We start from the raw sequence: 14849 nt of genomic DNA, 5'->3' as shown, positions 1-14849 counted from the left end.
ATCTTTCTTCGACAGCGTTCGAAATGTTTGATATGTACCGAAATACCGTTCCATGAATGTTATCTCCGCCCTGACTGATACAATACCTACCGTTTCGAGAACACCATAACCGAGCCCGATGGATCAGGGAACTCTCGCTAGGCCGAGGTTCCTTTTTTTCACCACCAAGGGCGCCGCGGTAGATAGGCTGCACCATGTCACGTGAAACCACCCCCTTAAAAGGACAGCTGAAGAACTTTATAAGCGACGGAACGCCCTGGGAAATTGTAGAGCGCTATGAGTCTCTGCCCGAGCGGGCCCGCCAGAGCGATTTTGGGAAGTTCGACAGCAATATCGTAGTGCTCGACACGGAAACAACGGGTTTCTCTCTGGCTCACGACGAGCTGACGCAAATTGCGGCGGCCCGTGTGCAGAACGGCGAGATTGTCGATTGGTTCGTGACCTTCGTGAACCCGGGGAAGCTCATTCCGGAAGATGTGGCTCACTTGACGGACATCCATGATGAGGATGTAGCCGATGCGCCGAGCGCCTCTGAGGCTCTCGGAGCCCTGGCCGCCTTTGTGGGGGATGCTACCGTGGTGGCTCACAATGCCGAGTTCGATCGCAATTTCACGACTAAGCATCCTGCCGGCTACCCTTTGCTCGAGAACACCTGGGTCGATTCGCTCGATTTGTCGCGCATCGCCTTGCCGCGTATGAAATCTCACCGGCTCATCGATTTGGTGAAGGCTTTTGGAGCCCCCCGCTCAACCCATCGCGCCGATGAGGATGTGGCGGCCACCTGTGCCTTGCTGCGCATTCTTCTGGCCGCCGTTGAGGCTATGCCCGTCATGCTGCTGCGCGAGATTGCCGGTATGGCCACCCCCGACGAGTGGCCGACGGTGGTGGTGTTCCAGTACTTTGCGGAACAGACCAACGAGGTATCCGCAGAAAGCCCTCTTCCTTTCTCGCTCCGCACGTTGCGTCGCGAGCGCGTGGGCAAGACCGATATGAGGTCGCTGGTGGATGCCGACGAAATTGCGGCCGATCCGGCGCGGTCTATCCTTCTTCCCACCGCAGAGACGGTTGCCGCGGCCTTTACCGCCGAAGGCGTCGTAGGGTCTCTCTACCAGGATTACGAGCAGCGCGACGAGCAGGTGGCCATGGCCGAAGCGGTTCGCAGCGCTTTCGCCCGCTCGCGCAACCTCATGGTGGAGGCCGGTACCGGTGTGGGCAAATCCATGGCTTATTTGATGCCCTCTGCGGTAATTGCCCGCGACAACGGTATCAATATTGGCGTGGCCACAAAGACCAACGCCCTGCTCGATCAGCTTGTCTACCACGAGTTGCCCGCGCTCTCGGAAGCTCTGGGAGGCACGCTCACCTACGCCGCGCTGAAGGGATTCTCCCATTATCCCTGCCTGCGCAAGGTGGAGCGCTTGGTGGTGGATGGTCCGGCGATGCGCACCGTGGGAAAGGAGCAGAAGTCTCAGGCTCCCGCCTTGGCGGCCCTGCTCTCCTTCATAGAGCAGACGGCCTACGACGATATCGACGGGCTCAAGATAGATTACCGTACCCTGCCTCGCTGGGCGATTACTACGACAAGCCACGATTGTCTGCGCCGCAAGTGTCCCTTCTTCGGCACCTCGTGCTTCGTGCACGGTTCGCGCCGCAAGGCCGAGGCGGCCAACATCGTCGTGACCAACCACAGCTTGCTGTTCTGCGACCTGGCCGCCGATGGCGGTCTTCTGCCGCCGATTCGCTATTGGGTGGTGGACGAGGCCCACAGTGCCGAAAACGAGGCCCGCCGCGCATTTTCCCTTGAGCTGGCCGAAGACGACATCCTCTCCCTGGTGCGCCGCGTGGCATCCGAGGAGTCGCGCCGCAATGTGTTCGTGCGCGCCGAGCGCACGGTGGTCATGCCCGGCAATGAATCGTCCACCACGCTGTTTTACGGCCTCACGGGCAAGGCCCGCCGCGCTGGCGCCGATTTCGGCACGGCGGCCGAGGCCTTCTGCAAGGCCCTGCCCGATTTGTTCTTCTATGACACCAACAAGCGATCGAAGGGCTACGAGAACGTTGACTTGTGGCTGAACGACGAGATTCGCCGCGGGTCTATTTTCCAGAACATCGCCCGACTGGGCCGCGAGATGGCCGAGCGCGCGGAGAAAATGGTAACCGTATGCCAGGAGCTGGTCGGGTACCTGGAAGACATTGAAGGCGCCGCTGTCATCCAGCGCGAAATTGCCTCTATCGCCATGGAGATGAAGGAGATTATCCAGAATGTCGAGGTTATCTGCACGCAGTGCCCCGAGCGCTACGTGTATGCCGCGAGCCTCAGCCGCAAGACCGACCGCCCCCAGAACAAACTTGAGGCGCTGCTCGTGTCGGTCGGCGAGACGCTGAATGAAACGCTGTACGCCCGAACCCATTCGGTGGTGTACGCCTCGGCCACGCTGACAGTGGACGGCGCCTTCACGAGCTTTGCCAACGCCATGGGCTTGAATGCGGGGGAGTACTCGGCGGCCGATGAGCTTCTGCTCTCGTCGAGCTACGACTTCGACAGCCAGATGATCGTCTACGTGGTAAACGACATGCCTGAGCCCAACGAGCCGGCCTATTTGGATGCCCTGCAGAAGCTGCTCATCGGCGCCCACCGTGCTCAGCAGGGCTCGATGCTTACCCTGTTCACCAACCGTCGCGAGATGGAAAAGTGCTTCGACGAGGTTCAGCCGGCGCTGAAGCCGGACAACCTGCGCGTGGTCTGCCAGAAGTGGGGCGTGTCCGTGAAGGGGCTGCGCGACGATTTCCTGGCCGACGAGCACCTGTCGCTGTTCGCGCTGAAGAGCTTCTGGGAGGGTTTCGACGCGCCGGGTTCCACCCTTAAGGGTGTGGTCATTCCGAAGCTTCCGTTCTCAAAGCCCACTGACCCTCTGTCCTGCGAGCGCGCCGCCCGCGATGATGCCGCCTGGCGCCGCTATGTGCTGCCCGCCGCCGTATTGGAAACCAAGCAGGCTGCCGGCCGCCTTATTCGCAAGGCCGACGACCAGGGCATCCTCATTCTCGCCGATAAGCGTCTGGTTACAAAAGGCTACGGAAAGACGTTTTTGCGCTCGCTGCCCAGCCAGAACATCCGATTCCTCTCTGCTGCGGAAGTCGTCGCCGAGATAGCCGCCGCGCACTAAGGTACCGAATCGACTATGGCCGCGAAAAAGCCCCACCATCCGATGCACATTAAGAGCCGCACCCAGGGCTCTTCCAATGAGATCTCGTTCAGCGTGCTGGACGCCGCCCGCGAGGCCCGCGATGCCGAAGAGCGCGAGCGGCGCGATGCGGCGGCGGGCAAGGTATCGCTGTTCACCTTGGGCAAAAGGGGAAAACCTCGGTCCACACCGGCTAAGAGCCAATCGATCGTGCTTTCGGGGGGCGCTTCCGCACCTTCCTCCGGGACGAGCACTGTCGAGCGCGGCCTGCGCGGCATTGTGCCGGCGGTCGTGGTGATATGCGTGCTTCTGGCCCTAGCCCTTGTGGCCGGCCAGGCGCTGCTCTCCATGAAAGAGCGGCAGACCTCGTTGAGGGATACGCTGAATGCTCAGTTCGATATCCTCAACCAGTGCGATGAGATCCTCATCCCCTTCGACAAGCTCGTTATGGAGCAGTACGACCCCAAGCGCCTGGTTGCCTCGGCCACAGGAGATCGCGCGCCGTCGTCGTCGGCTCTCGTTGAGGGGTACCGCGCCGTGGTAGCCGATATTGCACCGGCGCGTACCCAGCTGGAGGAGGTTATCGCCGCCGTGGAGGCGCTGCAGCCCTCGCTTTCCGACAACACTGACAAAGAGGCGGCAGCCCAGGCGGTTACCGCCGCTCGCTCACGGTTGAATATGCTGGATGCCGGCGTGAGCATCATTGAGGAATCGCTTATGGCCACGGAAGCGTTTCTCGATGCCCGCGCTGGTTGGAAGGCGGTCATCGATGCGGATGCGGCGGCCCGCGAGGCTACGGCGCTTATGGAGGAGATGACCGAGCAGAACGTGCGCGGCTCGCAGGCCAAAAGCGAGGAGGCCTTGTCGCTGCTCGAACAGGCCCAGGGAAATTTCGCCCAGGCCGAGGCGGTGTATCCGGGCCTGGCCCTTGAGTCCTTCAACGAGTACGTGGCTCGCCGGCTCGCCTCCCAGCAGGCTGCCCTCGCCGCCGATGCGGCCTATCTGGCTCGGAACAAGGAGGAGCTTGCGGCGGAAAACGACCGTTACAACGCCTTGGAAGCCGAGGCGGCCGATTTGGCCCAGAACCTCGGCGAGGACGACCCCGAGCGCCTTGTGGCCAATCGTTTCTATGCCGCCATTGAGTCTGACAAGGCCGCTTATGAGGCCGAGCGCCTGAAAGCGGGGAATGCCGACGCGTTTCTTCGTGAATATCTGGGAACTTCCGCGTAATGGCGTATACTTACGATAATTATGTCCTACCAACCTCTTAAACGAGGAAAGGCAACGTACATGGCCGAAGTGAACGAACACGTCGCATACCTGTCTCAGGAAATCGGCCCGCGCCCGGCGGGTACCGAGGAAGAGCAGCGTGCGGCCCTCTATATCAGCGAGCAGCTTTCCGCTACGGCGGGGCTGACTGCGTCGATGGAAGACTTTCAGTGCAACCCCGACAGCTCGCTGCCGCGCGCGTTGTGCAGCGGCGTGGCGGTGCTCGTCATTTTGCTGGCCACTATTGTGTCGGTGCTGGCTATCCCAGCCACGGTCATCGCGGTTCTGTGCGCCGCGCTTGTCGCCGCCGAGGTGTTCGACAAGCCCGTTCTTTCCCGCCTGCTCAACCGCGGCGTGAGCCAGAACGTGGTGGCCAAATACATTCCGGCCAAATCGCCGAGCCGCGCCTCGCGCCGCCGCAAGGTCATTGTCGTGGCCAATTACGACAGCGGTAAGGTTCGCCGAGGTCTGAAGGCCCCGGTGCTCGCGGCGCTGCCCGTCATCTACTGGGCCGAGCTTGTGGCGCTGGTGCTCATGCCCGCGCTCATGATTATTCGCACTGTCGCATCGCCGGAGGGCACGGGGCTCATTGCGTTCAATGGGCTGCTGGCGGTGGGCATGGTGCTCGCCGTGCTGCCCGCGGTGTCGTTCGGCTTGGAGAAGTTGGCAAACTACAACGAGGGCGCCAACTGCAACGCCGCCGGTGTGGCGGTGCTCCTGGAAGTGGCCGCTCGCGTGGCCGCATCGCGCGACCTTCCCGACGAGCCTGCCCCCACCATCCATGGCGAGCAGGCGGCCCAATCTGCCGGCCTCGTTCCCGAGGGAGCGGAGATTTCCTACAACGTCGGGAATACGGCCGACGATTTGGGCACCTCTATGGAATCTGCCGCAGAGCGTCTCGCCGCCGCCAAAGCTGCGGTGGCTGCCCTTTCCGGCAAACCGGTCTCCCAAGCGCCCGCGACCGACGAGGTCCTTGTTTCGGAATCTGAGGGAGAGGTCCCGGTGGTCGTTGCCGCGTCTGCTGCTGCCTCTTCCGCTGATGATGCCGCCGAGGTTATGCCCGTCTCCGCCCCGATGTCGGTGGCGCCCGTTGCGGTGTCCGGCGAGCCGAATGTGCCCGATTGGTTCAAAAAGGGCCAGGAGCAGGCGAAAAAGCCGCGGTCGGAAAAGCCGGCCCAACGCTCGCGCTATGCGACGGCTCTGGAAAAAGTCGAGGAAGAGATTAACGCCCGCGAAGAGAGCGAGCGCAGCACGGCCGACGAGCTTTCCGAGCGCATGCGTGGCATGCGCGATTCGGTAAGGGCCGCTTCGGCGGCGGCCGGCGCGACTCCGACCGGGGTTATCGCCGACTTGACTCCGGTGGCCGCTGAGGAAGATGAGAAGGTCATCGAGGTGCCCGCAGTGGTTGAGGTGCCCGAGGTTGCACCGGAGGTTGTGCCGGCGACGTCTTCGAGCCTGCCGACCATCGATGCTGCCGAGGCGCCCGCCATCGAGGTGCCCTCGCCGGCCGACGATATTTCGGCCCCGCGGGGTCTTGACGCGGTTCCCGAGGTCGCGCCCGTCTCCCTTCCCACGGAGGACCCGGATGTCCTCGTTCGCGACGGCCAGCGTCCGCTGACCGGGGCCACCGTGGCCGCAGCGCCCATCAACCTCTCCGATCTGCAGGCGGTGCCGAGCCCTGCCGCACCTGCCGAGGGCCCTGCCTGTCGCTTGGTGGTGCCTTCGGTGGGCGAAGTTGTCGCCGCGCCGGCGCCCGCCTCTGCGCCCGCCGATGTCGCGCCGGCGCCGGCTCACCGCCGCCGTCGCGCTATCTCCCTGCCCGATATCGGCATTTCGCAGGAGCTGCCGCGCATCTCCATGGAAGATCGCCAGCAAGCGGCGCCTCTTTCCGAGCAGCGCCCTGCCCACGACGGCCGGGTGCACGATTTGAGCGCCGTTATCCCGGCTGTGGCCGAAATCGCCGAGGCCGCCCCGGCGGCCACCTCCTCTCGCGAGGCGTCGTTGTTCGACGCGCTGCCTTCGCTGGGTGGGGGTGCTTTCCCGTCAGACCCCGGTCTTTCCGGCAGCATCAATCTGGCCGGCACGTTCTCGGCTATGGGAGCCACCGGCGCGGCGGCGCCCATTGGCGAGGAGCTTATTGAAAACGCCACCGAGGAAGACCTCTACATCGAGGATGTCGACGATTCGGCCTATGCCGAGCAGGTCACGGAAACCGGCGCCATGGCCGGCCCCGGCTATGTGGAAATGCCCAAGAGCCGCTTCGGCGGTCTTTTCGGGAAGCTGCGCCGCAAGAACCGGGACGATCAGTCGACGCCCCAGGAATGGCTTGAGGTGGAGGAAGGGTTCGACGCCCGGGAAGCGGGCGCGGCCCGCGGCGGCTGGGAGAGCTTCCGCAATGACGACGAGTTCGATGACAGCGAGGACTATGCGCCCGCCGATGCGACCATGACTTTCGCTCCCGAGTTCGATGACGACTTCGCCGATGAGGAGTTCCCGGCCCCTCGTTCCCTGAACCGTCGCGGCCGTCCGTTCGAGGGCGGCGCCTTCTCGCGGGATATGCTCGATGACGAAGTCGAGGAAGAGATTCCCGCCGAAGACGAGGCCCCTCGCGAGGCGGCCAGCGTCTTTGCCGAGGGTCTTCCCTCCGACTTCGTGTTCGAGGCCGATCCGGCCATCGAGCAGATTGAGCAGCTCCGCAGCGAGCGCATCGACATGGAAGTCTGGTTCGTGGCCCTTGGCTCTGAGCTTGCTGGCAACGGCGGCACGAAGGCCTTCATGGAAGCCCACGAGGCTGACATGAAGGGCTCTATCGTCATTGAGCTGGAAGGTTTGGGCGACGGCGAGCTGACGCTCATCAACAAAGAGGGCACCTATCTCTCGAAGAAGGCCTCCAGCCGCATGAAGCGCTTGGCCCGCAAGGCCGGGCAGGCCGTGGGGCTGAAGGTTCCCGAAGGTACCATGGAGTGGCGCGATAGCGCTTCGGCCTACGTGCTCAAGCATGGGCAGCAGGCGATGCATCTGGCTGGCATGGCCAATGGCAAGCCGGCGTTCTTCGCCGAAGAGGATGACGTCATCGAGAACATCGACAACGACATGCTCGCCCTTAACACCGATTTTGTCATGGAGCTGCTGAAGAATATTTAACGGCAGGCTTCTTTCTATTCGCCCCCGTAGCTCAGCGGATAGAGCGTCGGTTTCCTAAACCGTGCGTCGGAGGTTCGAGTCCTCTCGGGGGCGCCAGTCAAATCTAGGCGGGGCCGGAAGGCCCCGCCTTTTTTGGTTGCGGGCGAGAAGAGTGGGAGGCAAAACGGCGACTATCAAGCGACAATCGTGCGGTGCGGGGGAGGGACCCATCGGGATTTCCCGCCGTCATTTTTGCGGTTTTGCGCTTCTATAGTGTTGCCAGCGACCGAAGCAATGTGTGCTTACCGTGATGGGAAAAGACCGTTTCGCACCAGAAGAGGAGAGCTCTGCTAGAATGGCAAGGCTATTCCTGCTCCGGTGTGTGCCTTCACCAGCCCGGAGCCGTAAAGTCCAAAGGAGGTGAGCTGATGAAGGCTTATGAACTGCTGTTTATTGTTGCTCCTACGATCGACGATGAGACTCGTGCCGGCGTTATGAAGCGCATCGAGACGACGATTACTGACGCCGAGGGCGTTGTGGACAATGTCGACAATTGGGGCAAGCGCAAACTCGCTTATGAGATCAACGGTCTGTCCGATGGTGACTACACTCTCATCGATTTCCACGCTGACCCGCAGAGCATTGCCGAGCTCGATCGCGTGCTGCGCATCAACGATGCCGTTATGCGTCACATGGTCGTCGCCCGCACCGATCGCGACTAGTTGGAAACCGAGCGACCTTGCTTGAGGCGCTCACCATGAGAAGAGGTAGAAATGAGCATCAATCGAGTGATTATCAGCGGCAATCTGACCCGCGACCCTGAATTGCGCAACACCCAGTCCGGCATGGACGTCATGAGCTTCGGCGTGGCGGTGAACGACCGTCGCAAGAATCCTCAGACCGGCGAATGGGAGGATTACCCGAACTTCGTCGATTGCACCATGTTCGGCGCTCGGGCGCGCAGTCTGTCCCAGTACCTGTCCAAGGGCACTAAGGTGTCCATCGAGGGCAAGCTTCGCTGGAGCCAGTGGGAGCGCGACGGCCAGAAGCGCAGCAAGCTCGAAGTCATCGTTGACGAGCTCGAGTTCATGTCGAGCCGCAACGGCGGCGGTGCCCAGTCCTACGGTGGCGATTTCGGCGGCAACCAGGGCTATGCCCCGGCTGCTCAGGCCTACAGCGCTCCGGCCCCCGCGCCGGCGGCTGCCCCGGTCGCGCCGGCAATCGACGCTTCCTCTTCCGTGTACGATGATGACATTCCGTTCTAAGCGAAACGAAAGAGGTTAAAATGGCCGATTACGCTAAGCAGCCTCGTCGTAAGTATTGCCAGTTCTGCAAAGACGACGTGGAGTATATCGATTACAAAGATACTCAAATGCTGCGCAAGTATGTTACCGATCGTGGCAAGATTAAGCCCCGTCGCGTGACCGGTGCCTGCACCCAGCACCAGCGCGACATCGCGGAGGCCGTCAAGCGCGCCCGCGTTATGGCTCTCATGCCCTATGCCGTCCCCGCTGTCAGCGGCCGTGGCGATCGCCGCAACCGCTAAGCGAAGGGAGGACAACCATGAAAGTTATTCTTCTTAAGGAACTTCAGGGCAAGGGCGGCGAGGGCGACGTCATCGACGTCAACCGCGGCTTTGCCAACAACTTCCTGTTGACCCAGGGCTACGCCGTTAAGGCCACTCCGGGCAACCTGAAGCAGCTCGAGGAGCGCAAGAAGAACATCGCCAAGCGCGAGGAGACCCGCATTGCCGATGCCAACGCTCTGGCCGAGAAGCTCAACGATGTCACCGTCCGCATCATCGCCCAGGTGGGCGAGGAGGGTGTGCTCTTCGGCTCTGTCACGGCTCCGCTCGTGGCCGACGCCATCGCCGAGCAGCTTGACATCGAGATCGACCGTCGTCGTGTGGAGCTGGGTAAGCCCATCAAGATGGCGGGCACCTACCAGGTGTCGGTGTCGCTGTACCGCGACATCAAGGGCACGGTGACCGTGGTCGTCGCTGGCGAGTCCGAGGCCGAAGAGGCCATCGAGGCCATCGAAGAGGCTATCGGGATCGCCGAGTCTCCGGCTGACGAGACCGTCGAGGTTGACGGCCAGATCGCCGAGGACGGCACGGTCGAGGTTGAGGTGACCGAGACTGAGGAGTAGTCCTCTCTCCGCGCGACCCATTGATGGCCCCTCCTCGGAGGGGCCATTTTCTATAATGGCGCTGTTTCCCGTGAAACACGGAGGACTGCGTATCCGATGGCGCCGACGGGAAACGCAACGAGGCATCACGCTCAAGGGTGGTCCCGCCTCGTGAGGAAACGCGTTACAATAGGCTCACCGACGAAACGAAGGACTTCCCCATGCCCTACCAGCCCAATCCTCCTGCTGATGCGAACAACACTCCGGGACTTGCCCCCCGAGCCCAGTTGCCCCAGAATATCGAGGCTGAGCAATCGGTTTTGGCTGCCTGTCTGCTCAACGGCGAGGTGACCGAAGACGTGGTGCTGAAGCTGCGCCCCGAGAACTTCTTCCGTCCGTCGCATCGCACTATTTTCGAGGCCATCATCAGCCTCACAAACCGCCATATCCCTGTTGACCCTATTGCCTTGGCCGACACGCTGAAGGCCTCGGGCCAACTTGAAGCGGTGGGCGGTCGTGCGTATCTGGCCGAGCTGGCGGACAACACGTTCTCCCTCACCAGCTGGGAGCGCCATGTCGATATCGTCAAGCGCCAGTCCATTTTGCGCGAGCTGGTGTTCGCCGCGACGCAGATCAACGCCTTGGCCTACGATGCGCCCGATGATTTGGACCAGGTGGTGGAAGAGGCCGAAAAGACGCTTTTCAACGTTACCGAGAAGCGCGTCAACTCGTCGTTCCGCAAGATGGACGAGCTGGTGGCCGATGCCTACGAGGAGATTTCCCGCCTCGCCAGCCAGAAGGACAAGATGGCCGGCGTGCCGACGGGCTTCAAAGATGCCGACGACCTGTTCCACGGCTTCCGCGGGGGAGACCTCGTCATCCTTGCTGCGCGACCCGGCGTGGGCAAGACCTCCTTTGCCCTGAACCTTGCCACCAATGCTGCCAAGGCCGGCGTGGCCGTGGCCTTCTTCTCTTTGGAAATGGGTGCCGAGCAGCTTGTTCAGCGTATTTTGTGCGCCGAGGCCCGCGTGAACCTCTCGAAGCTGCGCAGCGGCTTTATCGCCGAGGGCGACTGGGGCGCGCTCGCAGAGGCCTCGGGAAAGCTTTCCCAGCTCGATATGTTTATCGACGACACTCCGGGCCTTTCTGTGCTGGAGGCCCGCGCCAAGGGCCGCCGCGAGCTGCACAACTTGAAAGAGGGTCAGAAGGGCCTCATTATCGTGGACTACCTGCAGCTTATGCAGCCCGGCCCCATGACGGCCCACAAATCCACCAATGACCAGGTGAGCGAGATTTCCCGCGGCTTGAAGATTCTCGCCAAGGAAATGAACATGCCCGTGATTGCGCTCTCGCAGCTCTCCCGCGCCATCGAGCAGCGCGGCAAGGACAAGCGCCCCATGCTTTCCGACCTGCGCGACTCCGGCGCTATCGAGCAGGACGCCGACATCGTCATGTTCATCGACCGTTCGATGAACGAGATCGAGGCCGAAAGCGAGAGCCGCCCCGATTTGGGCATGGCCAAGCTTATCGTGGCCAAGCACCGCAACGGCGCCACGCGCGACATCGACCTCGCCTTCAACCCCGAGTTCACCAAGTTCATGGACTTTATCGACGACTCGCGCGTCGGCGGGTACTAAGGGTGCCTGTGGCGGATTCTCTCACATTCCTCCATGCCGCTGATTTGCATATCGGCGCCCCCTTTCGTGGGCTGCGGGCCCTGTCGGACGAGTGGGCCCGCCGACTTACCGAGGCGATTCCCGCCGCCTGGGACCGCGTGGTGGAATTGGCGGTAACGCGCCGCGTCGATTTCGTCGTCGTCTCCGGCGACATCTTCGATTCCGTAAGGGCGTCCTATCGCGATTACCTGCGCTTTTTCGAAGGGCTGCACCGTCTGGATGCCGAGGGCATTCCCTCGTATCTGTGCACGGGAAACCACGACCCGCTCAGCCTGTGGCAGCAGGACTTCTTCGCCCTGCCCCCTTCGACTACCATGCTCGCCGCCGATCGCCCCGATTTCGCCTTGTTCGAAAAGGAGGGACGGCCCCTCACCATTATTGGCGGCCGGGGCTATCCCAACAAAGTGTGGTCTCCCAACGAGAACATCGCCGAGGGCATTACCCGGGCGGCGGCCATCCGCGCTTTGGGGCCGCGCGCTGCCGAGGCTCCCTATGCCGTGGGCGTGCTTCATACCGGGCTTACGCTGGACCCGGTGAAGGCGCCGACTAATCCGGTGGAGCTGCTCCGCGCGGGCTTCGACTACTGGGCCTTGGGCCATATTCACAAGCGCTGGGTCAACGACGAGCGCGTGCCGCGCATTGTCTTTTCCGGTTGCATTCAAGGGCGCGATGTGCGGGAGACAGGGCCGCGTGGCGTCAACCTCGTGACGCTATCGGTGGGCCGGCCTCCCGAAATTGCCTTTGTGCCCACGGCCTCGGTGGTATGGGAGGCCGTCAAGGTAGATGCCTCCGATTGCGCGAACATCCCGGCTCTGGTCGCCAAGACGATGCGCGAGCTGTTCGCCGTTAACGGCGACGCTTCGTGCGAGATGATGGTCTCGCGCATCACGTTCGTGGGCGCCACCCCCTTGCACGAGGTCCTTGCGCGGCCAGGGGTTTTGGAAGAGGTGCGCGAATCGCTGAACGACTCGTACTCCGAGTTCTTCTGCGATGGGCTCTTCGATGCCACGACCGCCCCTATCGATGAGGCGGCTCTACGGGCCGAAGGCCTTTTCCCCGCGGTGTTTCTGCGCACCGCCGACAGCTTCGCGGACGATTTGCCCGGTCAGATCGATTATCTTCAAGAGGAGTACCTCGCCCGCAACGTGCCCCTCACCTCGGCGCTTTCCGAGAAAAAAGCGCGCCAGCTCACCGAAGAGGCTACGCATCTGGTGCTCGATCTTCTGCTGCAGGGGGGCGATGGTCGATGAGCGAGCAAACCCCAGCCTACCTGCGTACGCTTCATATGGAGCGCTTCGGGCGCTTCCATGATACCGTTGTCGGCCCGTTCGGCCCGGCGCTGAACATCGTGTTTGGCCCCAACGAGGCGGGCAAGACCACTATTGCCTCCTTCGTGGGCGGCGTGTTGTTCGGTTGGGAAGAGGCTCGCGGCAACCGCAACACCTACAAGCCCGAGGGAGCCGAGCGGGCAGGGTCGCTGCTGTTCGGGGCCGCGCAGGCCACCGCCGGTGCCGTTCCTGAAATCTACACGCTCGCTCGCCAGCGAAACGTCGACGGTCTTCAGGGCGACGAGTGGCTGGTGGAAGATATCGACAAGGACACCTACCGCACGATGTTCTCGCTGAACAGCGATGAGCTGCGCTCGCTGCGCAACACGACGGACACCACTGCGAAGCTGCTCACGGCGGGCTCGGGAACCGGGTCGTCGCCGGCGCATGCCTTGGCCCATGTGAACGAGCGCCTGGCTGCCTTCACGTCGCGCGCCGCCTCGGCGGAGCAGTCCATCCCGCAGCTTTTGGCCCGCCGCAACGAACTGCGCGCCGAGCAGCAAGCGGCATCGGATGCGGCCGACGTGCTGCGAGCCCAAGACCGCGAGCTGCACGAATTGGAGCCGGAGCGCGCCGCCATGGCCGAGCGCGTGGCGGAAGCCAACCGGGTCATTGAGGCTCTGACCACAGCGAAAAGTGCCGTGGAGAGCCTTGATGTCGAGCGCGACAAGCTGGCGGTGGACATCGAGCGCTTGCACGTTGCGGCCGATGAGGCCGCCGAAGAGCTGCGCACTCACGAGCGCGCCGTCGGCCGCCGCCTTTCCCGGCTGACCGTCTCTGACGAGCGGGCTCTGCGCGACCGACTGGAAACGCTTGCGGCGCGCCAATCTCGCCAAGCCCACGCGATGGAGACGGCCCGGGCGAACTACACGTCCTCGGCGGCAGTTTACGAGGCGCTGCAGGAAACCGCCGACGAGGCCGCCGACCGTCGCCGCGAACATTCGAAACGCCGCATACAGGTGGCGTTCTGCGTCGTTATTCCCGCGGTGCTCTTCCTCTTGGGCGTGCCGCTGTTTATCGAAGGGCGCGACCGCGGCTCGCTCAGCTACATGGCCATCGGTCTTCTGCTGTCGGTGTTCGCTGCGCTGATGGCCGTGGGCGGCTTCGCTCTGCTGTTCCGCCCCGATAAGGAAGAGGGCGCTCGAAAGGCCCGCTTCGATGATGCCCACTGGGTCATGGTGCAGGATAAGAAGAAGCTCGAGGCATGCGAGGCAGAAGAGAATCAGCTGTCTGCCCGCGTGGCCCAGGCGCTTGAGGAAGAGGGCCTCGCCGAGGCCCAGGGCTCGGTGCGCCAGGCGCGGGCTATCCTGGATGAGGCCCGCGAAGTGCGTCAGGCCATGGCGCTCTGTCGCCAGCGCCAGCAAGCGGCTGCTTCCCGCTGTGCCGAGGCCGAGCGGCGTTTGGAGGAGATCGCCGCCGCCCGCGCCAGCGCCTTGGAGCGGGCCGGCTTGTCCGCCGAGGGCGACGTGTCCCTGGTGGAAGAAGAGCTCGACCGCCGCTGCCGCCAGCGCACGGGGCTCATCGAGGCCCTCGAGACCATGAACCAGCGCGCCGGCGAGCTTGCGGCCCTTCTCGCCCAGGCCGAAACCGAGGGTGATTTTGATCGTCTTAAAATCGAGGTGCAGGAAGTGACGACCCGCTTGGAAGAGGCGCGGGCCGATTTCGCCCGCCTGCTGCTTGCCAAGCGCATGCTGGAAGCGGCCATCGCCACTTGGGAATCGAAGCGCCAGCCCGAAGTGTACGCGCGGGCCAGCCGCCTGCTCTCCCTTATGACCGACGGCCACTGGACCGAAGTGACGCTGACGCGGGAGGGGGCGCTGCAGGTGGCCGACGCCCACGGTCGCACCCGGCAGACGGTGCACCTCTCGCTGGGCACCTGCCAGCAGCTCTACCTTGCGCTGCGCATCGCCCTTCTGGAATGCGCCGACAACGTGGGCCGCTCTATTCCCATCTTGGCCGACGACATCCTCGTGAATTTCGACGAGCACCGCCGCCTGGGCGCGGCCCGGGCCTTGGTGGAGCTGGCCGAGCACCGCCAGGTCATCCTCTTCACCTGTCACGAGGAAGTGGCCCGCACGCTGAAAAAGGCCGCCAAGCAGGCCGCACTGCCGGCCACGGTGATTAACCTCTAGGCCGTCGCCGCC

The 14849-nt window shown here is 63.1% G+C and carries 10 protein-coding genes and 1 tRNA gene; all 11 read left to right on the top strand.

All coding sequences use genetic code 11. The annotated features are described in order from the left end of the window. Window positions 1–194: 194 nt before the first annotated feature. Window positions 195–3164, top strand: a complete 2970-nt coding sequence (locus VJ923_RS02595) for a helicase C-terminal domain-containing protein (protein WP_326438240.1) — start codon at window positions 195–197, stop codon at window positions 3162–3164. 15 nt (window positions 3165–3179) lie between these two features. Beyond that, window positions 3180–4412: a hypothetical protein gene (locus VJ923_RS02590; protein ID WP_326438238.1), complete on the top strand. Its 1233-nt coding sequence runs from the start codon at window positions 3180–3182 to the stop codon at window positions 4410–4412. A 60-nt stretch (window positions 4413–4472) separates the two neighbouring features. Beyond that, on the top strand, window positions 4473–7595 hold the full coding sequence (locus VJ923_RS02585) for a M28 family peptidase (RefSeq protein ID WP_326438236.1): 3123 nt from the start codon (window positions 4473–4475) through the stop codon (window positions 7593–7595). 20 nt (window positions 7596–7615) lie between these two features. Then, a tRNA-Arg gene (locus VJ923_RS02580) sits at window positions 7616–7691 on the top strand. Between the two features lie 311 nt (window positions 7692–8002). Beyond that, on the top strand, window positions 8003–8296 hold the full coding sequence (rpsF, locus tag VJ923_RS02575) for a 30S ribosomal protein S6 (protein ID WP_296011007.1): 294 nt from the start codon (window positions 8003–8005) through the stop codon (window positions 8294–8296). Window positions 8297–8347: 51 nt separating this feature from the next. After that, on the top strand, window positions 8348–8839 hold the full coding sequence (locus VJ923_RS02570; protein WP_326438231.1) for a single-stranded DNA-binding protein: 492 nt from the start codon (window positions 8348–8350) through the stop codon (window positions 8837–8839). A 20-nt stretch (window positions 8840–8859) separates the two neighbouring features. After that, window positions 8860–9120, top strand: a complete 261-nt coding sequence (gene rpsR, locus VJ923_RS02565; RefSeq protein ID WP_022738039.1) for a 30S ribosomal protein S18 — start codon at window positions 8860–8862, stop codon at window positions 9118–9120. 17 nt (window positions 9121–9137) lie between these two features. Next, window positions 9138–9722 (top strand): 50S ribosomal protein L9, encoded by a 585-nt coding sequence (rplI, locus tag VJ923_RS02560; RefSeq protein ID WP_326438229.1) that lies wholly within the window; start codon window positions 9138–9140, stop codon window positions 9720–9722. Window positions 9723–9922: 200 nt separating this feature from the next. Continuing rightward, entirely contained in the window at window positions 9923–11338 is a 1416-nt protein-coding gene (gene dnaB / locus VJ923_RS02555; RefSeq protein WP_326438227.1) for a replicative DNA helicase, read from the top strand. 8 nt (window positions 11339–11346) lie between these two features. Next, a complete protein-coding gene (locus VJ923_RS02550) occupies window positions 11347–12627 on the top strand; it encodes a metallophosphoesterase family protein (protein ID WP_326438225.1) in 1281 nt (426 codons plus the stop codon). Then, complete coding sequence (locus VJ923_RS02545; protein WP_326438223.1) at window positions 12624–14837, top strand: ATP-binding protein; 2214 nt, start codon at window positions 12624–12626, stop codon at window positions 14835–14837. Before VJ923_RS02550 ends, VJ923_RS02545 begins: the two co-directional genes overlap by 4 nt. The last annotated feature ends 12 nt before the right edge of the window (window positions 14838–14849 follow it).

This window comes from Adlercreutzia shanghongiae, from assembly GCF_035830635.1.
Taxonomy (GTDB): Bacteria; Actinomycetota; Coriobacteriia; order Coriobacteriales; family Eggerthellaceae; genus Adlercreutzia; species Adlercreutzia shanghongiae.
The sequence above is the reverse complement of the archived record's forward strand: the minus strand, read 5'-3'. Positions and strand labels throughout refer to the sequence as shown.

Excerpts from the sequence above, each read along its gene's own strand:
- VJ923_RS02590 (WP_326438238.1), top strand. The coding sequence starts at position 3,180 with ATGGCCGCGAAAAAGCCCCACCATCCGATGCACATTAAGAGCCGCACC.
- VJ923_RS02570 (WP_326438231.1), top strand. The coding sequence starts at position 8,348 with ATGAGCATCAATCGAGTGATTATCAGCGGCAATCTGACCCGCGACCCT.
- VJ923_RS02595 (WP_326438240.1), top strand. The coding sequence starts at position 195 with ATGTCACGTGAAACCACCCCCTTAAAAGGACAGCTGAAGAACTTTATA.
- VJ923_RS02585 (WP_326438236.1), top strand. The coding sequence starts at position 4,473 with ATGGCCGAAGTGAACGAACACGTCGCATACCTGTCTCAGGAAATCGGC.
- rpsF (WP_296011007.1), top strand. The coding sequence starts at position 8,003 with ATGAAGGCTTATGAACTGCTGTTTATTGTTGCTCCTACGATCGACGAT.
- dnaB (WP_326438227.1), top strand. The coding sequence starts at position 9,923 with ATGCCCTACCAGCCCAATCCTCCTGCTGATGCGAACAACACTCCGGGA.
- rplI (WP_326438229.1), top strand. The coding sequence starts at position 9,138 with ATGAAAGTTATTCTTCTTAAGGAACTTCAGGGCAAGGGCGGCGAGGGC.
- rpsR (WP_022738039.1), top strand. The coding sequence starts at position 8,860 with ATGGCCGATTACGCTAAGCAGCCTCGTCGTAAGTATTGCCAGTTCTGC.
- VJ923_RS02545 (WP_326438223.1), top strand. The coding sequence starts at position 12,624 with ATGAGCGAGCAAACCCCAGCCTACCTGCGTACGCTTCATATGGAGCGC.